The sequence below is a fragment of the Posidoniimonas polymericola genome (genome assembly GCF_007859935.1).
Lineage (GTDB): Bacteria > Planctomycetota > Planctomycetia > Pirellulales > Lacipirellulaceae > Posidoniimonas > Posidoniimonas polymericola.
On the sequence record NZ_SJPO01000005.1, the window covers coordinates 66,545 to 87,102 of the forward strand.

Annotated in this window: 15 protein-coding genes; 4 read left to right on the forward strand and 11 right to left on the reverse strand. The window is 67.8% G+C overall.

All coding sequences use genetic code 11. The features are described 5' to 3' along the window. Positions 1–27 precede the first annotated feature (27 nt). From Pla123a_RS11310 to Pla123a_RS11330, 5 genes are all read right to left on the reverse strand, one after another. Positions 28–363 (reverse strand): rhodanese-like domain-containing protein, encoded by a 336-nt coding sequence (locus Pla123a_RS11310; RefSeq protein WP_146586956.1) that lies wholly within the window; start codon positions 361–363, stop codon positions 28–30. Next, complete coding sequence (locus Pla123a_RS11315; protein WP_146586958.1) at positions 360–2,663, reverse strand: V-type H(+)-translocating pyrophosphatase; 2,304 nt, start codon at positions 2,661–2,663, stop codon at positions 360–362. Before Pla123a_RS11315 ends, Pla123a_RS11310 begins: the two co-directional genes overlap by 4 nt. Positions 2,664–2,917: 254 nt before the next feature. Further along, on the reverse strand, positions 2,918–3,916 hold the full coding sequence (locus Pla123a_RS11320; protein ID WP_146586960.1) for a DNA polymerase III subunit: 999 nt from the start codon (positions 3,914–3,916) through the stop codon (positions 2,918–2,920). Between the two features lie 103 nt (positions 3,917–4,019). Beyond that, the gene (locus Pla123a_RS11325) at positions 4,020–5,489 is read right to left on the reverse strand and encodes a serine/threonine-protein kinase (RefSeq protein WP_146586962.1); all 1,470 of its coding nucleotides are present in this window, start codon (positions 5,487–5,489) and stop codon (positions 4,020–4,022) included. Positions 5,490–5,622: 133 nt separating this feature from the next. Further along, complete coding sequence (locus Pla123a_RS11330; protein ID WP_146586964.1) at positions 5,623–5,901, reverse strand: transcriptional regulator; 279 nt, start codon at positions 5,899–5,901, stop codon at positions 5,623–5,625. A gap of 352 nt (positions 5,902–6,253) precedes the next feature. On the opposite strand from Pla123a_RS11330, the gene Pla123a_RS11335 reads away from it, so the two are divergent. After that, complete coding sequence (locus Pla123a_RS11335) at positions 6,254–8,875, forward strand: hypothetical protein (RefSeq protein ID WP_146586965.1); 2,622 nt, start codon at positions 6,254–6,256, stop codon at positions 8,873–8,875. Here Pla123a_RS11335 and purQ read toward each other — a convergent pair. The 3 genes from purQ to Pla123a_RS11350 are packed head-to-tail and all read right to left on the reverse strand — an operon-like array spanning position 8,863 to position 13,439. After that, positions 8,863–9,633 carry a phosphoribosylformylglycinamidine synthase I gene (gene purQ, locus Pla123a_RS11340; protein WP_146586967.1) on the reverse strand — a complete coding sequence of 257 codons (771 nt, stop codon included), beginning with the start codon at positions 9,631–9,633 and terminating at the stop codon, positions 8,863–8,865. The two genes, Pla123a_RS11335 and purQ, sit on opposite strands and share 13 nt — an antisense overlap. A gap of 55 nt (positions 9,634–9,688) precedes the next feature. Continuing rightward, complete coding sequence (gene purL / locus Pla123a_RS11345) at positions 9,689–12,607, reverse strand: phosphoribosylformylglycinamidine synthase subunit PurL (protein ID WP_146586969.1); 2,919 nt, start codon at positions 12,605–12,607, stop codon at positions 9,689–9,691. Continuing rightward, positions 12,591–13,439, reverse strand: a complete 849-nt coding sequence (locus Pla123a_RS11350) for a prephenate dehydrogenase (protein ID WP_146586970.1) — start codon at positions 13,437–13,439, stop codon at positions 12,591–12,593. Before Pla123a_RS11350 ends, purL begins: the two co-directional genes overlap by 17 nt. A gap of 342 nt (positions 13,440–13,781) precedes the next feature. On the opposite strand from Pla123a_RS11350, the gene Pla123a_RS11355 reads away from it, so the two are divergent. Next, positions 13,782–14,891, forward strand: a complete 1,110-nt coding sequence (locus tag Pla123a_RS11355; RefSeq protein WP_197527880.1) for a DUF1573 domain-containing protein — start codon at positions 13,782–13,784, stop codon at positions 14,889–14,891. A 227-nt stretch (positions 14,892–15,118) separates the two neighbouring features. Continuing rightward, positions 15,119–16,048: an outer membrane beta-barrel protein gene (locus Pla123a_RS11360; protein ID WP_146586974.1), complete on the forward strand. Its 930-nt coding sequence runs from the start codon at positions 15,119–15,121 to the stop codon at positions 16,046–16,048. Positions 16,049–16,079: 31 nt separating this feature from the next. On the opposite strand, the gene Pla123a_RS25275 is transcribed toward Pla123a_RS11360, so the two are convergent. Further along, the gene (locus Pla123a_RS25275) at positions 16,080–16,262 is read right to left on the reverse strand and encodes a zinc ribbon domain-containing protein (RefSeq protein WP_146586975.1); all 183 of its coding nucleotides are present in this window, start codon (positions 16,260–16,262) and stop codon (positions 16,080–16,082) included. A gap of 157 nt (positions 16,263–16,419) precedes the next feature. Here Pla123a_RS25275 and hemG point away from each other — a divergent pair, with 157 nt between their 5' ends. Next, positions 16,420–17,850 carry a protoporphyrinogen oxidase gene (gene hemG, locus Pla123a_RS11370; RefSeq protein WP_146586977.1) on the forward strand — a complete coding sequence of 477 codons (1,431 nt, stop codon included), beginning with the start codon at positions 16,420–16,422 and terminating at the stop codon, positions 17,848–17,850. A gap of 117 nt (positions 17,851–17,967) precedes the next feature. On the opposite strand, the gene Pla123a_RS11375 is transcribed toward hemG, so the two are convergent. After that, positions 17,968–19,380 (reverse strand): nucleoporin, encoded by a 1,413-nt coding sequence (locus Pla123a_RS11375; protein WP_146586979.1) that lies wholly within the window; start codon positions 19,378–19,380, stop codon positions 17,968–17,970. A 197-nt stretch (positions 19,381–19,577) separates the two neighbouring features. Then, entirely contained in the window at positions 19,578–20,390 is an 813-nt protein-coding gene (locus Pla123a_RS11380; protein WP_146586981.1) for a hypothetical protein, read from the reverse strand. Between the last annotated feature and the right edge of the window lie 168 nt (positions 20,391–20,558).

A 20,558-nucleotide genomic window follows, 5' to 3' on the forward strand; every position in this document is an offset into this window, starting at 1 on the left:
TCCGTAAGTAGGGTTACAAACGGATCACTAGTACCGGGGCACGCCGGGATCGATCTCAACCGCCCACTGATCGATCCCGCCGGCCATGCTCTGCGCGGCGGTAAAGCCCTGCGAACGCAGCCAATTGGCGACCTGGGCGCTCCGCATGCCGTGGTGGCAGTACACGACGACCGGCGTGTCGCGGTGCGGGTCGAGCTCGCCGACGCGGGCCTGAATCCCGCTCATCGGCAGCAGCGTGGCTCCGTCGATCACACCGATCGCGAACTCACTCTCCTCGCGGCAGTCGAGCAGCACCAGCTCCTCTCCCGCGTCGAGGCGGCGTTTGGTCTCGCCGCAGGTCACTTCGAGTGGGAGGTCGCTCATTGTGCCTCACCGGGGTTCGCGTCAGCGGGCGCAGAAACCGCGGGCGGAGTGTCAACGACCGGCGTCCCCTCGGCCTCGGGGCCGTAGTGCAGCGCGTACAGCATTGGGGCGATGATCATCGCCACGACGCTGATCAGCTTCAGCAGGATGTTGATCGACGGGCCGGAGGTGTCCTTGAACGGGTCGCCAACCGTGTCGCCGGTGACCGTCGCCTTGTGCATCTCCTCGTACTCGTCGCCCCACTTGGTGTGGCCCTCGTCCTTGGTCTGCTTCTTGGCGTTGTCCCACGCGCCGCCGGAGTTGGCCTGGAAGATCGCGAGGCAGACGCCGGAGATCGTCACGCCGACCAGCAGGCCGCCGAGCATGTCCGGCGAGTAGACGCCCACCGCCACGGGGGCGATGACGGCCATCAGGCCGGGGGCGACCATCTGCTTGATCGCGGCCGCCGTGGCGATCTCGACGCAGTGCGAGTACTGCGCCTTGCCGTCGGCGGCGGCGATGATGGCGGCCTCTTCTTCGGTGGGGTCGCGTTCTTCGCTCTCGGCCCGCTGCGCGGCGTCGAGTGCCGGACGCAGCTCGGGGATCTCGCGGAACTGGCGACGGACCTCCTGGATCATGTCCTGGGCGGCGTTGCCGACCGCGACCATCGCCATCGCGGAGAAGCGGAACGGCAGCATGCAGCCGATCAGCAGACCGACCAGCACGTACGGGTCGGCCGCGTTGAGGTTGACCTGACCCTGCATCTTGACCAGGTAGGCGGCGGTCAGGCTGAGCGCGGTGAGCGCCGCCGAACCGATCGCAAAACCCTTGCCGATCGCCGCGGTGGTATTGCCAACCGCGTCGAGCTTGTCGGTGCGGGCGCGGACCTCGCGGCCGAGTTGGGCCATCTCGGCGATGCCGCCGGCGTTGTCGGCAATCGGCCCATAGGCATCGGTGGCGAGCTGGATTCCGAGGGTCGATAGCATGCCGATCGCTGCCATCGCGATGCCGTACAGGCCGGCGAATTCATACGCCACTACGATCGCGGCGCCGATCACCAGGATCGGCAGCGTGGTCGAGTTCATGCCTACCGCGACGCCCTGGATGATGGTCGTCGCGCTGCCGGTCCGCGAGGCCTCGACGATGGTCTCGACTGGCTTCTTGTTGCAGGCGGTGTAGTACTCGGTGATCATGCCGACCGCGATGCCGGAAACCAGACCCGCGACCACCGCGACAAAGATGCCGAACGGACCGAAGTCGCCCGCCCGGTTGACCACGACGTCCTCGTAGTGGACGGCGCCCGGGATCAGCCAGTAGATGGCGGCCAGCGTGCCGACGATCATGATGCCGCCCGACACGTACATGCCGCGGTTGAGCCCGCTCTGGGGGTCGCCCCCCTCCTCGGTCGTGACGAACTTGAAGCCGATGATCGAGGCCACCGCCCCAATCACCGCCACCACCAGCGGCAGGTAGACAGCGTTCATGCCAGTCCCCGTCTGGACCGCCTCGAGGCCCTTGTACCAAGCGGCGCCTAAGATCATCGACGAGATGATTGCTCCGACATAGCTCTCGAACAGGTCGGCGCCCATGCCCGCCACGTCGCCGACGTTGTCGCCCACGTTGTCGGCGATGGTGGCCGGGTTGAGCGGGTGGTCCTCGGGGATGCCGGCCTCGACCTTGCCGACCAGGTCGGCGCCGACGTCGGCCGCCTTGGTGAAGATGCCGCCGCCGACACGCGCGAACAACGCAATGGACGACGCCCCCAGCGAGAAGCCCGACAGGATGTTCAGCACCAGGTTGGTCGCCGTGCCGCCCTCGAGTGAGCCCTCGTACATGTTCACGTAGGCCAGAAGAAGTCCGCCGAGGCCGAGCAGCGCCAGGCCCACCACCGACAGGCCCATCACCGAGCCGCCGGCGAACGCCACCTGCAACGCCGAGTTGAGGCCGGTCCGAGCGGCCGACGCGGTGCGGGTGTTGGCCAGGGTGGCGGTCTTCATGCCGAAGAACCCGGCCAGGCCCGAACAGAGGGCGCCGAGCACGAAGGACAACGCGATAAAGCCGTTGGTCTCGGGGTTCTCCTGCCCAACGCTCATCTGGTGATTGACGAACCCGAGCAACGCCGCCACGACCACCACAAAGATGGCCAGCGTGCGGTACTCGCGGGAAAGGAACGCCATGGCGCCGTCGGCGACCCAGCCGCCGATCTTCTGCATCCGCTCGTCGCCGCCGTCCTGCCCCTTCACCCAGGCGGCGCGACTCATCGCGTAGGCCAGGGCGGCGACCGCCACAACCGGAACAACGTACAGCACAGCACCACCCATGACTCAACTCCTGCAGAATCTATAACAAGTCTAAGGATCGTCTCTCGACCGCGGGCGAACGGCCCGCGTCTCAACGATTGTCTTGGTTAGGACGCGAAGTGAAAATGCCAAATGGCCAACCACGCCCCATCGAGTAGCCCTCACGAGCGCGACGCCAGAGCGGCGCTTTCAACCATAGAGTGCGGGCAAACTACTCCAGGTCATCAAAGTCTGTCAACAAGGCAAAATTCGGTAGATTGCGGACTCGCCGGGCGTCATTGTCGGATCATCTGGGCCCGCCACAGATTGGTGAGCCAGGTCTGCACGAGCGTCGCTTGATTGGCGTTCCGCCCCAGCGCGGTCTCTGCCGCGAGGCACGCGTCGATGCAGCGTACGGCGGTCTCGGGGGCGACCGCGTCGGTCGCTTGGCCGACCATCGCCCCGCGGTAGTGGCTCACGGCGGTGTCGATCAGGCGCGAAAGTCTTGCGCGTTTTTCTGCCGGCTCTGCCCCCCCTTCCGCCGAGTGGGCCACGGCCTCGGCGGCGAGTCGAATCGGATCAAAGCCGCGGTTGCTCAGGCGCCGGAGGAGCGTCTCGGCGAAGTCGGCGGCCGCCGAGTCCCGCGCGGCCAACGCGGTCGCCACACTGCCCCCCGAGGCGGCGGCCAGCGTCCCCGCGTTGTCGCCCTCCTCAAGCAGGTCGCTCTCGGTCAGCACGCGTGCGACGGTCGCCTCGCCGAGCGGGCCAAACCGGACCACCTGGCACCGCGAGCGGATTGTCGGCAGCTGCCGGCTGAGCGACTCGCCTACCAGGATCAGCACCGAACGGGGTGGCGGCTCCTCGAGGGTCTTCAGCAGGCAGTTCGCGCTCTCGACGTTCAGGTCGTCGGCGTCGTCGATGACCGCGACCCGCCGGTTGCCGAGGTACGGCTTGAGAGAGATCTCGTGACAGAGCCCCTGCTGATTGCGGTGCTCTTTGTCGCCAATAAAAAGGTCAATCGGCAGCACCGACTTGCCTTCGGGCCGCGCGACCTCGATCACGTCGGGGTGGTTGCTGGCGGCCAGCAGCCGGCACGACTCGCACGCGCCGCACGGGGAAAGCGACTCGTCGGCGGCCTGAGAGCACAGCAGCGACGCGGTCAGCAGCCGGGCGAACCGCCGCTTGCCGACGCCCGCAGGCCCTACAAACAGGTACGTGCTCGCAAGCCGGTTGTGGGCGAGCGTCCGCCGGAACCGGGTGAAGACCTCATCGTGCTCATAGACGTGAAACGACATCCGTGCCAACAGGTCGAAGGTGTTGGAAGCAGGAGTAGCTCCCTAGATGATCAACCTTCGAGCCGCCCGTGACAAGAGTCGGACGGGGCCTAAGAGTTCGGCCTCAGCTCGCGGCGGCCTTGGCGGTCCGGGACAGCACGACCGCCTCGCGGAGTTGCCGCAGCTTGATCGGCATCGCCAGGCAGCGGCGGTGGTCGGAGGTCACGGCGTGCGACTTCCACGACTTCTGGGCCTCGTCCAGCAGCAGCACGGCGGGCAGGTCGCGGGTGGCGGTCTCCTCGCCAAAATGGTTGAACATCTCGAGGGCGGGCTGGCCGATCTCGCCGGTGCAGAACACCACGATCTCGGCGGTCGTCGGGTCGCTGCGGAAGCGGTCGAGCGCCCGCTCAGGGTCGGTCGTGACCAGCACCCGGTAGCCGTTGCGCTTAAACAGCTCGCGGAGCACGTCCTGCCGCTTGATCGAGGACTCGACCACCATCAGCTTGCGGGGCTGGCCGTCGGGCCCCAGGCCCTCGGTGCCGACGGTCTTGTCCTGCTTCTTGGCTTGCTCGGCTCCGGTCTCGGCCCGCTTGATGGCGAGCTTCAGATCGGCCAGCATCTCGCCGGGCGTCTGGTAGCGTCGCGCCGGGTCGAACTCGATCGCCTTGTTGATGACCATTGTCAGAACCGGGGGCACATCAGGAGCGATGCTGGCCAGCGGAGCAATCTCCTGGTAACGCGTCTTGGCCAACCGCTGCATGCGGTCGCGGGTCTCGGACAGCGGCGGCCGCCCACTGACCATCTGGTAGAACATGCATCCGGCAAAGAAGATGTCGCTGCGGGTGTCGTCCTTCCGCATGCCGGTCGCGCGCTCGAGCCCGGCGTAGTCGATCGCGCGGGCGTTGGCGGCTTCTCCGTCGGCGACCTCTTCCTCGAGCGCGGCCAGGCCGAAGTCGACCAGCATCGCCTTGCCGGTGCTCGAGACCAGCACATTCGACATCTTGAGGTCGCGGTGCGTGACGCCCAGCTGGAAGGCCCCGTTGAGCCCCGCCACGACATCGGCGGTGATGTTGGCGGCCTCGATCGGGGCGAACTGCTTGCGGACCTTGTACAGCTCGCGGAGGTTCCGCCCCTCGACAAAGTCCATCACGATGTAGTGGACCCCGGCCTTCGAGTAGACCTCGTGGATCGGCACGATGTTCGGGTGCTTGAGCGTCGCGCCCAGTTCCCCCTCGCGCCGGAACAACTCGGTCTCGTTGGGGTCGTTGCTCTTGCTGGTCCGCAGCACCTTAACGGCAAACACCTCGCCGGTTTTGCGGTGCACGGCGCGGAACACACGGGCGAACGTGCCGGAGCCTACCGAATACTGGACCTTGTAGTCGCCGTAGAAGAAGCCGTTCCGCTGGCCCTTCATCAGCCGGTCGAGCTGGTAGTTGGTGACCAGGCCCTTCCGCACCAAGACCTGGGCGAACGTGTCGAGGTCGACGTTGCGCGAGCCGAGTTCGCTCCAAACCGATTGGGCCTGTTGCTCCGTCAGGACGTTGACGTCTTGGGCCCTTTGCGAGAGCTGCTCGGCGGTCGTAACGCTAGACATCGATTGATTCAGCAGGCGGTTGCGCCTGAGCAGGTCGAAGGGGTTCCTGGCGGCGGGTGCTGGCCATGGGCGTCCGAGCGGGGCGCCCTCCAGCAGCGGCAGACCATCCCGCGGTCTGCCGCACGCAAAGCAATCAGTCCTCGAGCTTGGAGCGGTAGTCGTCCCGCTCGCGGCGGGTCGCTTCGAGGTCGAACATCAGGTACTTCATGTCGAGCCGAAGCTGGCTGAGGGCGTCTTGCACCAGGGTCAAGATCCGACGCCGGCGTCCCGTGCTCTCGACAACTCGGTCGAGCAGCGGAAGGACTTCTGCCCGCTGGGGCTCTGGGAGGTTTTGAATCGCGGTGACGAGTTGCTGCAGATCAGCGGGGAGCTGGGCGGCGGTTTCCGAGGCGAGGCGTTGCGTTTCTGGCATTGGGTAGATCTCCGAGGCGGGTTGAACACCAGCCTCAATTTGCAGCTGGCGCGCCACAGCCCGCCAGATAGCCATTTACGAAAGCCCCAACTGATTCTACGCAAACGGGTTACGAATAATCAAGCGGTTGGCGCCAGCGACGGACCCCAATTGCCCAGATGATGCGTCTTTTCATCAATCGATCTCGCTAACGGCCCAAGACCCTGCTAAAAACCCGTGAATTTGGCTCCCGCGGCCGGGTTCGACGCCCGTTGCACAACGGCAACACGGCCCGCCGCCCCACGATTCGAAAATCCGACTCCGCGCTCGGTTCCACAACCGCCGCAGCGGGCAAACCACCAAGACACCCAATATGCCGCTCTGGCGTCTGCTCATCCTCTGCGCGGTACTGCTGGCGCCCCAGCCGACCAGCGCCGAGCCTGCGCTGCTCGAGCGGTACGACGGGCCGACCACCACCTGGAACCCGGTCCCCAACCGGTTTGGCGTCCGCGTCCTGCAGCACGAACGCGTGCGGCAAGACTCGCAGCACGGCACCGGCGCCGAGCTGGTCCGGCTCACCGGGCCGCCCGGCTACTCCGGCATGCTGCTGACCCCAATCGGTCGGGCGCCGATTCTCGAAGACCTGTCGGTCCAGGTCCGGCTGCGGTGCGACCACCCCGGCGTTCAGCTCGCGCTGCGGGTAGTGCTGCCCAGAGAGGTCGACCAGCGGACCGGGCTGCCCGTCAAGGCGATTGTCCGCGGCGACGCCCGGGCACGGGGCACCCACGAGTGGGAGGACCTCACGCTCGACCAGACGCCCACCGCTGTCCGCCGGCACGCGCGGGCGATTGGCAGCACGGTGGGGCACTCGATCGACTGGAGCGGCGCGTACGCCGACGCCGTGGTGTTGATTGTCCCCTGCGACCCGCGGGGCGCCTCGCTGTGGGTCGACGAGCTCGCCATCTCGGGCCTCATCCAGACCACTGCGAACGAAGGGGCCGACCCCGCTGGGGCCCGCAAGGCCATCGCCCAGCCACGAACGGTGCGGCTGTCGCAGGAGGGGCTGTTCATCAACGACCGGCCATTCTATCCGCGGATCATCACCCACTACGGCGAGCCGCTGGAAGAACTCCGCAAGCTCGGCTTCAACACCATCGCGTTCGAGACCCCGCCCACCGGCGAGCTCCGCCGCGACTGCAGCAAGCTCGGGCTGCAGGCGATCTGCCCGCCGCCGGGCCCCGATGTGCTGTCCGACGCGGCGACCGCCGTGGAGTGGGACGTCGCACTGGCCTGGTTGCTCCCCCAGCGGACCGACCAGCACTCGCTCGATTCCACAATGGCCCTGGCGGATTCACTCCGGCAGAGCGACGCCACCCTGGCCCGGCCGCTGATTGCGTGGCCGGTTGCGGCCTGGAGTTCGTGGAGCCGGTTGGCCGACGGCCTGGTGGTCGAGTCCCCCTGGTCCGCGCCCGAAAGGATGCTTTCCGGCTGCCAGGGCCGCATCGCCGAGGCGACGCGTTTCGGACGTCCCGGGGCGCCGCTGTTCGCGGCCATTCCGCTCTCCCACTCCGACCAGTTCGTGCAGCAAGTGACGTCGTTCGCGCCGGCCGGGACGGTCGACGCGTGGCGGTCGCCGTCGGAGGTCGCGGTCGAGGCCATGGCCGCCGCGACGGACGGCGCCCGGGGCATCTGGGTGACCCGCGGCGCGCCGCTCACCAACGCCGAGTCGGACAACCGCGTCCGCCAAGGGATGGCCCTGCTCAACCTCAACCTCACCCTGCTCGAGCCGTGGCTGCGGGACGGGCAGCGGGCCGGTGAAATCTCTGCCCAGCAACCCGGCTACGCCGCCACCGTGATGACGCGTGGCCGGACACGGCTGCTCATCCCGCAACCGGCCGACGAGCAGACACGCCCATCCGCGACCGTCACCTACGTCACGCCCGGCGTCGCCGAGGCGGCCAAGGCGTACGAGTTCACTCCGGTAGGGATGCGGCCGCTGCCCCTCAGCCGGCTGGCCGGCGGGGCGCACGTCACGACCAACAACCCGGCCGCCTGGCTGCTGATCACCGAGGACACCCGATCCGCGGCCGAGGTGTCACAGCGGGTCCGGTCGGTCGCCCGCCGGGCCGGCGCCCTGCAGGAGGCAATCGCCATCTCGGAGCTCCGTCACGCCGAGGCGCACCTGTCGCCGCTCGTGATGGCGGCCGGGTCTAACTCGCCCGACGCGGCGGTGCTGGCCGACGCGCGTCGGAAGATCAGCGCCGCCAAATCCGCCCAATCCGCCGGCGCGATCGACGCCGCCTTCGCCCACGCCGCGGCCGCCACGAATCAGCTCGCCAGCTGGAGCCGCGGGCGGGTCGCGACGGCCCGTTCTTCCCAACAGCTCGACAGCTCGCCGCTGGCCGCCCAGGCATCGACGATCATCGACCACCACCGACTGCTGCAGCTGATCGAGCCCCTCGTCCGCCGCGACAACCTGCTGCCGGGCGGCGACTTCGAAGACCACGGGAACGCCACCGCGTCCGGTTGGAGGCACACCGCCCGAGAAGACGCCGGCGGGGCGGCGGTGGTTTCGTTCTCCGGCGATCAGCCCGCAGAGGGAACCCGCTGCCTGCGGATCGAGTGCCCGGCCGGCGAGCAGACTACCCCCGCCACCACACTCGTGGAGATCGACTCGCCCGAGGTGAACGTCAACGCCGGCGGACTCTACGAGATCACCGGTCAGGTGCGGGTCGAGCAGGCGAGCGGGCAGGGCGCGCTGGTCGTGTCGGACAACCTGGGGGGCGAGGAGCTGTCATTGGTGATCGACCGACCCTCGTCCTGGCGGCCGTTCCGGCTGCTGCGGCGGGCCACCACGGACACCCAGCTGCGGCTCCGCTTCGCGGCCGTTGGACCGGTGACCGCCGAGCTCGACGCGGTGATGATCCGGCCGGTCGAACTCCCCACCTCGGTCAAGGCGGCCGTGCTCGGCGCGCCGGCGCTTCAACGGAAGTAGCCGACCGCGTTCTCGAAGACCTTCAGACCGACGCCGCCGTCGATCCCGCCCCGCGTCCAACGCGGGTGCTGCGTGTGCTCGACGAACCGCTCCGGGTGCGGCATCAAGCCAAACACGCGGCCCGTGGAGTCGCAGACGCCGGCCACGTCGCCCATGGCGCCGTTGGGGTTGGCCGGGTAGCCCGCCGGCGACGAACCGTCGGCCGCCGTGTAGCGGAGCACAAGCCGCCCGGCCGAAGCAAGTTGGTCGAAGACCGCCTGGTCGCGGGCGACAAACTTGCCCTCGGCGTGCGCCACCGGCAGCTCGATGTCGCTCAGCCCCTGGAGGAAGACGCACTCGCCCGGCTCGACCGCCATCCGCACCCAACGGGCCTCGAAGTGGCCGCTGTCGTTGAGGGTCAGCGTGGCGAGCGGGCCCTGGTCGTCGTCGACGTCCAACAAGCCGGTCTTCATCAGCACCTGGAAGCCGTTGCAGATGCCGAGCACCAGCTTGCCGGCCTCCTTGAAGCGGTTGCAGGCGTCGGCCAGGTGCAGCCGCACCTCGTTGCCGAGCACCCGCCCGGCCGAGACGTCGTCGCCATAGCTGAACCCGCCCGGCAGGCACAAGATCTGAAAGTCGTCGACCAGGCTCGGGTTCTCCAGCAGCCGGCGGATGTGGATCGACTCGGTCTTGGCTCCGGCGAGCTCAAACGCGTAGGCGCTCTCGACATCGCAATTGGCGCCGGGCGATCGCAGTACAAGGACGTTAGGGGCGGTCATTCCGTTGGACTCGGGTTGGACGCTGTCTGGTGGGGCTGGGGACGGTCGTCGCGGGTCACCACGCGAGCGGCGACTTCCACGCCGCCTTCAGCTGATCAAGCGGAGCGCTGACGACCGCGCCGCCTGGGCTCTCGATCGTCAACTTAGGATCCTCGGTCACGACGCCGACCTTGGCGGCCCGCCCGCCGAGCGCGACGGTGAACGCCGCTTCATTTTCCGGCGCGACCTCGCACAGGAAGCGGGTGTTGGTCTCGCTGAACAGCCGGGTCGCGACCGTATCTCCGGGGCCCGCGAACGGAACGCTCGAAAGGTCGATCTGGGCGCCAAGCTCGCCGGCGAACGCCATCTCAGCGGCGGCCGCCGCCAGGCCGCCCTCGCTCAGGTCGTGGCACGATCGGACCAGCCCGCCGCTGATCGCCCGGTGCATGGCGAGGAACGTCTCGCGGGCGGCAAGTCCATTGACGTTCGGCGCCGCGCCGCCGGTCAGGTTGTTCACCAGGGCGAAGTGCGAACCGCCAAGCTCGTCGCGTGTGTCGCCAATCAAGTACAGGGCGTTGCCCGCCTGCTTCAGGTCCATCGTCACGCAGCTCTCGACGTCGGCCACCTGGCCCATCGCGCTGATCAAGAGCGACGGCGGGATGGCGATCGTCTGCTTCTGCCCGTCGGATTCGTAGCTGAACTCGTTGTTCAGGCTGTCCTTGCCGCTCACGAAGGGGGTCTCGAGCTCGAGCGACAGGTCGTGGCAGGTGATCGCGGCCCGGACCAGCGAACCAAGGGTCTCGGGCTTCTCGCAGTCGCCCCAGCAGAAGTTGTCCAGCACCGCGATGCGGGTCGGGTCGGCCCCCACGGCGACGCAGTTGCGGACCGCCTCGTCGATGGCGCTGGCGGCCATGCGGCCGGTGTCGAGGTCGCCGTAGCGGGGGTTCATGCCGCAGCTGATCACCATGCCGCGACGCGAAGCGAGCTTTGGCCGCACCACGGCGGCGTCGCCCGGGCCGTCGGACTTCACGCCGACCAGCGGCTTGACGACGCTGCCGCCCTGCACCTCGTGGTCGTACTGCCGGATGACCCACTCCTTGCTGGCGACGTTCAGCGAGCCCAGGATCTTCAGCAGGTCGTCGGTGTAGTCGGCCTTGTCGGGTGGGTTGAGCGGCTCGATCGGGGCCGGCGTGTAGCTCGCCTGACGCACCACCGGCGGGCGGCCGTCGTGCAGCAGCGACATCGGCAGCTCGCCGACGACCTCGTCGCCGTACTTGAGCAGCAGGTTGCCGGTCGGCGTGTAGCGTCCGATGACGATCGCCTCGACCCCCTCCGACCCGCACAGCGACTGGAACTCCTCGAGCTTCTCCTCGGGCACCGAGAACACCATCCGCTCTTGGGCCTCGGAAATCCAGATCTCGGTGTAGGACAGGCCGTCGTACTTGAGCGGCGCCTTCTCGAGCCAAACCTCGGCGCCGATCTCCTCGCCCATCTCACCGACGGCCGACGAGAACCCGCCGGCGCCACAGTCGGTCACGGCGGTGTACAGCCCGCGGTCGCGGGCCTGCAGCAGCACGTCGAGCACGCGTTTTTCTTCGATCGCGTTGCCGATCTGCACGGCGCCGCCGGAGAGGTCTTCGCTCTCGCTGGTCAGCTCGGCGCTGGAGAACGTGGCGCCGTGGATGCCGTCGCGGCCGGTGCGGCCGCCGATCGCCACGGCCAGGTCGCCCGGCAGCGGCTCCTTGAACGACTTGTCGCGGGGGATGATGCCGGCGTTGCCGCAGTAGACCAGCGGGTTGCCCAGGTAGCGCTCGTCGAAGTAGACCGCGCCGTTGACCGTGGGGATGCCCATCCGGTTGCCGTAGTCGCGGACCCCCTCGACCACGCCCTGCATGACGCGTCGCGGGTGGAGCACGCCCGGCGGCAGGTCGGCGGCGTCGGCGGTCGGCGGGGCGAAGCAGAAGACGTCGGTGCTGCAGACCGGCTTGGCGCCGAGCCCGGTGCCGAGCGTGTCGCGGATCACGCCCCCCAGGCCGGTGTTGGCGCCGCCGTACGGCTCGAGGGCCGACGGGTGGTTGTGGGTCTCAACCTTGAAGGCGATGTTGTCCTCATCGTCGAAGCGGACGATGCCGGCGTTGTCCTTGAAGATGCTGACGCACCAGTCGTCGTCGCCCCACCGCTCGCGGAGCGCGAGGGTCGCGGCGAAGATCGTCTCCTTCAGCATGTTGTCGAAGGTCCGCTCGCCGTTCTCGTCGCGGTACGCGATGCGGCCGGCCAGCGTCTTGTGGCTGCAGTGCTCGCTCCAGGTCTGGGCGAGGGTCTCGAGCTCGATGTCGGTCGGCTCGCGGCCCAGGTCGGCGAAGTAACGCTGGATGGTCTGCATCTCGGCGAGCTGCAGGTAGAGCTGGCCCTCCTTGCTAAGCCGCATCAGGGCGGCGTCATCGAGGCCGCTAATTTGCACGTGCTGCAGCTTGAACTCGTAGGCGCCGCCCGCGTCGAGGTGGTCGACCGACAGCGGCCCCAACACCGCCTGCTCGATGGCGTCGTTGGCCAGCAGCCGGTCGCTAATCGACTGGGCGGTCGCCGCGTCGACGCCGGTCAGCCAGTACTTGTTGAGGGTCCGGACCAGCGGGCGTTCGACGCCGAGGTCGGCGATGGCGGTCTCGGCACTGAGCGCGACCGGGTCCATCACCCCCGGCTTGGGCAGCACCTGCACCAGCGTAGCGTCGCCGGTCAGCCGCTCGGGCGTCGCGACCAGGCGGTCATCGCCGACCGGGGCAAAAACCGCCTGCTCGACCACGCGGTCGCACAGCAGCTGGTCGCAGATCCGCTGCAGCTCGGCCTCGCCGAGGTGCTCGCCCTGGACCAGGAACGAGCGGGCGGTGGCCGCCTGCAGGTTTTCGGAGTAGCCGGCGGCCCGGGCCGATGCGATCAGCCGTTCGGCGGCGCGGTCGGCCTGCGAGGCGGCAGGGTGGATATCAACTTCCCAGAGCATCTCGGCGGAGCTTCCCTTCTTCGAGGCATCGGTAAATAGCGTCGCGGTCGTGGTCCGCAATCGCCTGCTGCAGCCGGCCGAGCTGCTGGCTAAACGCGTCTAGTGCGGCGAGGGTGGCCTGTGGGTTGTCCAGCAGGATGTCCCGCCATAGGGTCGGGCTCCCAGCGGCAACCCTCGTCGTGTCACGCCAGCCGCCGCCCGTCAGCCCCAGCAGGTCTTCCGGGGTTGCGTTAGCCAGTGCGGTAGCGATCACGTGCGGCGCGTGGCTGGTGCGGGCCAACGCGGCGTCGTGGTCGACGGGCGACATTGGCTCTACCCGGGCGCCGAGGGCGGTCCAGAGCTCGCAAACCCTGCTCAGGGCCTGGCTGTCGGTCTGGTCGGTCGGAGTAACGACGACCACCCGGCCTGCTAGCAGTTCGGCCCTGGCAGATTCTGGCCCAGACTTGTGGTCGCCTGCAAGCGGGTGGCTGCCGACAAACTTAACGCCAGAGCCGGCGAGCGTTGCGTCGACCTCGGCGACCAGCCGCTCTTTGGTGCTGCCGGCGTCGGTGATGATCGCGCCGGACCGGGCCGCGGCCGCCACCTGCTGGCAGTGGGCCGGCACGTCCGCCACCGGGGTGCAGACGATCGTCAGGTCAGCTTCGGCCGCCGCGGCGGCCAGGTCTTGCGTCGTCTGGTCGACCACGCCGGCCTGCACGGCACGTTCTGCCGAGCGATCCGACCGCACCACGCCAACCACGCGGTCCGCGAGCCCCCGAGCCTTCAACCCCAGTCCGATCGACCCACCGATGAGCCCCGGCCCGATTATCGCTACTACGCCGAAGGTCGCCATAAGTTGCGCGGGCTGCAGGGTCTGGGTAGTGTCCAGTTGCGGTGGTTGCGCCGCGGGGCGCGGCCCTGATCTCTTTTGATCGAGGATATCAGTCAGAATTTTGGGGAACCGGGCCGATTCTATCAGACAAGGGCGTCAGCGGCATTGGGGCAACCTAAGCTTTCCGCGAGCAGGGGATAATTTGGCGCAGTAAATGCCCTTCCCAACTCAAGCGGAAACGTGAGAATGGGCGCATAGCGGGACCGGACACCCGTACCAGCGGCTGCCCATTGTAATATCCAATGGCGCCCTGACCGCATGAGCTGCGGTGGTCGCGAGTCAGATTTTAGGAGCGAGCCTGCGATGTATCTGCGAGCGTGCCTGTTGCTGCTAGCCACCGTCGTCCTGGCCCCCGTGGCCCACGCTCAGCAGTGGGCCAAGGAGATGTTCGACAAGGTCGATCACGACTTTGGCTCCGTCGCCCGCGGCTCGGACACGGTCTACCGATTCGAGGTGACCAATAAATACAAGGAAGACATCCGCCTGCTGAGCGTCCGCTCGAGCTGCGGCTGCACCTCCCCTTCGGTCGAAACCACCGACTGGATCAAGACTTGGGACAAGGGCTACGTCGTCGCCAAGTTCAACACCCGGACCTTCACTGGCATCCACAGCGCCACGCTGACGGTTGACATCGAGGTCAAGAGCCCGAAGGTCTCGACCTACCGCGGCCAGGTCCAGCTCCGCGTGCACGGCAACATCCGCGGCGATGTGGTGTTCGAGCCGGGCGCGATCGAATTCGGCGAGGTCGAGCAGGGCGAGTCGCTCGAGAAGCGCGTGACGGTTACCTACTCCGGCCGCTCCGGCTGGAAGATCGAGGACGTCCGCAGCGCCAGCGAGAACCTCGAGGTAGAGCTGACCGAGCGTCAGCGCTCCGGCGGCCGCGTGGTCTACGACCTGCTGGCCCGCCTCAAAGAGGGCGCGACTCCGGGCATGGTCAAGGAGCAGCTGGCGATCGTGACCAACGACTCCAACAACCCACGCGTCCCGATCGAAGTGCAGGGGCGTGTCGTTCCCGAGATCTCGGTCGCACCGGCCCACCTGGTGTTCGGTAAGGTTGCCGAAGGCGAGTCCGCCACCAAGCGGCTGATCGTCCGCGGCAAAACGCCGTTCCGCATCGTCAGCATCGAGTGCAAGGACGACTGCTTCAAGTTCACTTCGGATGAGGACTCCAAAGAGCGTCACATCGTGACGGTCGCGTTCGCCGCCGGCGCCAAGCCGGGCGAGATGAAGGCCCCCATCATCATCCACACCGACCGCGGCGACGCCTACGCGGCCAGCTGCACGGCCTACGCCACGGTCGAGCAGGCCGCTGAGCCGGCCTCGGCGAAGCCCCAGGAGGAGGTCGCCGGCTCCTCGCAGGGCGCCCTGCCAACCACGACGCCGCTCAACAGCGGGCTCGCCCAGGACCTGTAGGTCGGGCGTCTGAAAGACATCTCTAGGGGCCCCGGAGCAGCAATTGCCGCTCTGGGGCCCTTGGCGTTTGCCGCTAGCACAACCGCGACTCCGCCGCCTACGCTCGCTCGCCGCCGGCGTTGACTCCATCGCCACGGGACGCTACCCTCCGCCGCCCGAAACCCGCTGACGGCCCCTGCGTGGCAGGACCTGCCCCGCGGCGAGGGCTCATCGTTCCGGAGATCACCGTGCCGAGAGTGCTACACCGCGCTATGGCGTTGCTGCTGGCGGCCCTTGCCGTCACCGCCCTGGGGACTTGTCTAGCCGCTCAGCCTGCCCGGTCGGTCTCCGGTCCAGGCGAGCCGCTGCCGCCGCCGGTTCCGACCCACCAGCCAGAGCCGATCGACGCCCCCAGCCTCTTCGCGCCCAATCCGCCAGAGGCGGTCAGCGAGTTTGCAGCGGCCGAGGATTGCCCCGACTGCTACGGCGATGCCGACTGCTACACCGATGCCGAATGGCAGATGAACTCCGGCGAGTGGCTCACCAACTCGCTCGCCCGGTTCCATGAATTCACCTCCCGCAATTCGGCGACCCACGGCCGAGCTACCGGGTTAGGCCGCCCCCTCCGCGGGACGAGCTGGCTGAACCGCCCGTACGAAGCCTCGCTCGACTTTGGGGCGTTCCTGATGACCAACCACCCCGCGGCGGGCGTCCAGGGGGCGCACGACAAATTCGCCGCGCTAACGCTCGGCTGGGACTGGGACCACTACTGGGGAACCCAGGCCCGCCTAGGCTGGTCGACCCCCGAACTCGGCAACAGCGAGGGCGGCTCGGACAACCTGCTGCTGACCGACCTCAGCCTGATGTACTACCCGTGGGGCGACTCGGCAGTCCGGCCCTACTGGCGGATGGGCATGGGACTCACCGACATCGAATTCACCAACGTCAACGGCGTCCGTCAGCAGGAGTTCTTGTTCACCATCCCCTTTGGCGTCGGCATGAAGTACCAGATTCGACGCTGGGCCGCCTGGAAAGTCGAAATGGTCGACAACCTGGCGCTCGGCGTGAACGGCGCCAACACGATGAACAACTTCACCCTGACCTGTGGCTTCGAGGCCCGCTACGGCGGCCGCCCCGGCGGCTACTGGGCCTGGCAACCCCGCGGCTACAGTTGGTAGCCACAGCTCGCTAACCCGCGATCGGTCGACCCTACTGGCGGTCTTTCTCCCGCTGCTCCATCTCTTCGACCGCGGTCGCATCCCTGGGGTACTGCCCCGGGTGCTCGACGTAGAGCTGCTCACCACACGCTGGGCAGGCAGGCGCCCCGGGCTCAACTGGGGCCCCGCAAGACGGGCATACAGGGCGATCACGATTCTCGGGTCCGCTTGGCATGGTCTCGATTCTCCCAGGAGTCCACTAGCATTGACACTGACAACGGCACGTTAGCCCGGGGCAGGCGTTTGCCCAGGGGAAAGCCTCCCCGGCTTCAGGCCCACGACCTAGCCAGGTATGCTGAGCGTTCCGCAATCTTCGCGCCACCCAAGCCACCATGTCCGAGAACCACGCCCCCCGACGCATCGCGATCATCGGCGGCGGCGTGGCAGGCCTGGCCGCCGCCGTGCGGCTGACAGAACTCTCGCCCCGGGTCGAGCCGGTCGTCTTCGAGGCGGAGCCGCAGGCCGGCGGCGTAATCCACACCGTGCACGACGGCGAGTGGATGATCGAGAAGAGCGCCGACAACTTCCTCACCAAGGCGCCCCACGGCACGCGGTTCTGCGAAAAGCTGGGCTTAACCCCAGAGCTGCTCGAGACCGATCCGGCCCGACGGCGTGCCCTGGTCGTCAGCAACGGCCGCGTCACGCCAACGCCCGAAGGCTTCCTGCTGATGTCCGCCCGGGCAATCCTGCCTATTCTGCGGACGCCGGTGCTTAGCTGGCGGGGGAAGCTGCGGCTGCTGAGCGAGCCGTTTGTGCCCCGCCGCAAAGACGACTCGGACGAGAGCGTCGCGGACTTCGCCCGCCGCCGCGTTGGTCGCGAGGCGTTCGAGCGGCTAGTGCAGCCCCTGCTGGCTGGCATCTACACCGCCGACCCAGAGCGGCTCAGCATGCGGGCGACGATGCCACAGTTTGTGGAGAACGAACAACAGCACGGCAGCCTGTTCCTCGCGGCCCGGCGCCAGAAAAAGCAGGAGAGGCAGCAGACGCCGGAAAGCGGAGCGCGGTACTCGCAGTTCGTCGCCCCCCGCGGAGGTATGCAGGCGATCATTGACGCCGCGGTCGCGAAGCTGCCCGAGGGCGCCGTCAGGCTGTTGTCACCCGTCCGATCGGTGAGCCAGGTCGACGCCCAATGGCGGCTGGAGTTCGAAGGGCGAGAGCCGGAGGAATTCGACGGGCTGATCGTCGCGACGCCGGCATACCACGCGGCCCGCCTCCTCGCGGACGCCGACGAGCGGCTGGCGTCGCTGCTCGAGCAGATCGAGTACGCCGGCTCGACGATCGTGTGCCTCGGCGTGCGGGTCGACCAGCTGCCCGAGCTGCCGACTGGTTTTGGCTTCGTTGTCCCGGCGGTAGAACGCCGCAAGATCATCGCGGCCAGCTTCTCGAGCCTCAAGTTCCCCAACCGCACCCCACACGACCGGCTGCTGATCCGGGTGTTCTTCGGCGGCGCCCTCCAGCCAGAGCTGGCCGAGCTGCCCGACGACCAGCTGATCGAGCTGGCCAAGCAAGAACTCGGCGAACTCTGTGGGCTAACGGGCGAGCCTGAACAGGTGTTGGTGGCGCGGTGGCCGCGGCGGATGCCGCAGTACCACCTCGGCCACAACGAATTGGTCGATCAGATCGAGCTTCAGGCGGCTTCGCACCGCGGTCTCGCGTTGGCGGGCGCCGCGTACCGCGGGGTAGGGGTGCCGCAGTGCATCGACAGCGGCGAGTCGGCCGCGGAACGCCTGCACGCGCAGCTCGCCTCGACGCCTAGCGGGTAAGAATGTTCTCCCCGAAGCACAAAAAAAGAGCCGCCGGGCGACGCCCGGCGGCTCTTGAGTTTCGGCAGTGTTGGGACAGGCCAGGTTGGGACAGGCCAGGTTTAGACAAGCCAGCGGCTACCGCTGAGCCGTCCGCATGACCGCCTGGCTCTGCTGAGCCGAAGCCTGCAGGTTCACGAAGCTGAGGTCCATCGAGCTGAGCCGGCTGAACGCGACCGTGCTGGTGCGGCCGTTGGCCTTCAGCAGCTTGATAGCGCCGTCTCCAACGCTCACCAGCCGGGCCCGCGTACGGTAGAGTCCGGTGTTGTCGACCCAGGTGCGCATCTCGGGGCTGTTGAGTCCGCCCGGCTGACGCAGGATTGGGCCTGCCTTGCCGAACACGTCCTCACCGAAGAAATCGCCGAAGCCGTCCGACTCTTCTTCGGCCGGGGCCTCTTCTGCGGCGGGCTCCTCGTCGGCTGGCTCCTCGCCACCAAACAGGTCGTCGGATGACTCGTCGCTCGCCGCGGGCTCGCCGAAGAGATCGTCGGCCGGAGCTTCCTCAGTCATCGGCTCTTCTTCGCCACCAAACAAATCATCGCTGGCGGGCTCGTCCGCTGGAGCGGAATCGCCAAAGAAGTCATCGGCGGGGGCCTCTTCGGCCATCGGCTCAGGGGCGTCGCCGAACAGGTCGTCGTCATCCGGCTCCTCAGCAGGGGCGGGCTCGCCAAACAGATCGTCGGCCGGGGCCTCTTCGACCATCGGCTCGGGGGCGTCGCCAAACAGATCGTCGTCAGCCGGCTCCTCAGCAGGGGCGGGCTCGCCAAACAGATCGTCGGCCGGGGCCTCTTCGACCATCGGCTCAGGGGCGTCGCCAAACAAGTCGTCGTCGGCCGGCTCCTCAGCAGGGGCGGGCTCGCCGAACAGGTAGTCGGCGGGAGCCTCTTCGGCCATCGGCTCGGGGGCGTCGCCAAACAGGTCGTCGTCGGCCGGCTCCTCAGCAGGGGCTGGCTCGCCAAACAGGTCGTCGGCCGGAGCCTCTTCGGCCGGGGCGGGCTCTTCCACAAGTTCGGGGAGCGGCGGGGTTTCTTCTTCGATCATCGGCGGGGGCGTGACCGACTCGGGTTCGGGCTGCACTTCGACCGGCACCGGCGCGGGCTCGGGCTCGGCAGGGCTAGGCGCCTCGGCATCGGCGGGGCTCTCTTCGACCGGCGCCGAAGACCAATCCTGCTCTGGCTTAAAAGTCGCGGCCGGCGTAGGCGACGGGGGCTCCGGCTGCTCGGCGGGCGCCGACTCAACCACAACGCCCTCAGTCGCATCGCTGCAACCACAATCGGCGGGAGCCGGATCGCTCACCACCACTTCCTCTACAGAACCGCAACAGACCGGCTCCGCGACTTCGCAGCAGGAAACCGGCTCGCAGCAGGGAGCTGGTTCACAGCACGGGTCTGGCTCGCAGCACCGACGGAACAACCAACCGGCAGTGGCGTAGTCGATTGAAATGCCGAGGGTCAGCACGGCGACCAGCAGGGCGTTGAGGCACTTACGCATGGGAAGCAAATCTCCGAAGTCGGGGCGTGAACGCGACGAATCGCGGCGTTCGCGAGACGGATGCAGTCTGGCTAGGATCCCCTCATCCTAGTCGCCCCAGGCAGCCTAGGCAACGAACTCTGGCCAGCCCGGGAGGGTTGCGGGAACGGTTTTGGCCGCGCAGCAGGTGCAGCCGGCACAACCCGGTTTCAATTCGATCAGATGCTCAGCACCGGGAACTCGACCGCGTAACGCCGCATCAGGATTTCTTCGGTGCGGGCCGCAAGATCCCGGACCAGTTCGGCCTCGCGGGCGTGCTGCGATCGGGAGGTCTCGAGCGAACGCTGCAGCTCCTCGGTGGGGGCGTCGGCGATCCGGCCCTCCCAGATGGCAGCGGCCCGCTCGTACAACTCGGCCCCAGACCGGTACCACTTGGCGATGCGGAAACCTGCATCAACGGCCTGAGGGTCAACTTCCCCCGCGTCGACGGATTCAATCGCCCGGGCGCCGTAATCGAAGGCCCGCTGCCGGATGCCGAACACCATCGACGCGGTGGCGGGCTCGAGGGCCAGCTCGACGCTGTCGTGCAGATCGGTCACCTCGGTGGCGATCTGCCGCAGGCGGGTCCAGTAAGCCAGGGTCGCCTGGCGCCGCACTGGGGGCGCTTCGGCGAAAGTCGTAGGGAGTTCGCGGACTAAGTCGGGGCTGCTTTCCTGAACATCGTGGCGGAGCGAGGCGACCTCGCTGCGGAGGTTCTCCAACTCGCTGCGGAGGTCGAGCGCCCGCTGCTCGAAACTCACCTGACCTTGGGCGTCGCCCAGCTCTGCCATCGGCGGCTTTGGCCGCCACTGCTCAGGGATGTGGTCGATGACCTTAGCCTCGTCGAGGGCCGTGTAGGCCAGGTGCTCGACATCAACGCCGACGTACTCGGCGCCCAGCCAGGCGCCCAGCCCGGCAACAAGGATAAAGGTCACGACCTGGAACGAGGTTCCCCCGGTGCGTGACGACGCGGTTTGGTTGTAACGAATCATAGTTGTGTGTCCCCATTCGAGCCGACTACACAACACACGGCGCAAAACGCGGCGTTGCTGCGGGCTCCAAGGGGAGTCTAGCTCGCCTGTGACGACTGGCCGCAAACGAACCCGACGGAATGCCGGCCGCGACGGTTGCGCCGGTTATCACGCCATCGCGTTCGGCCA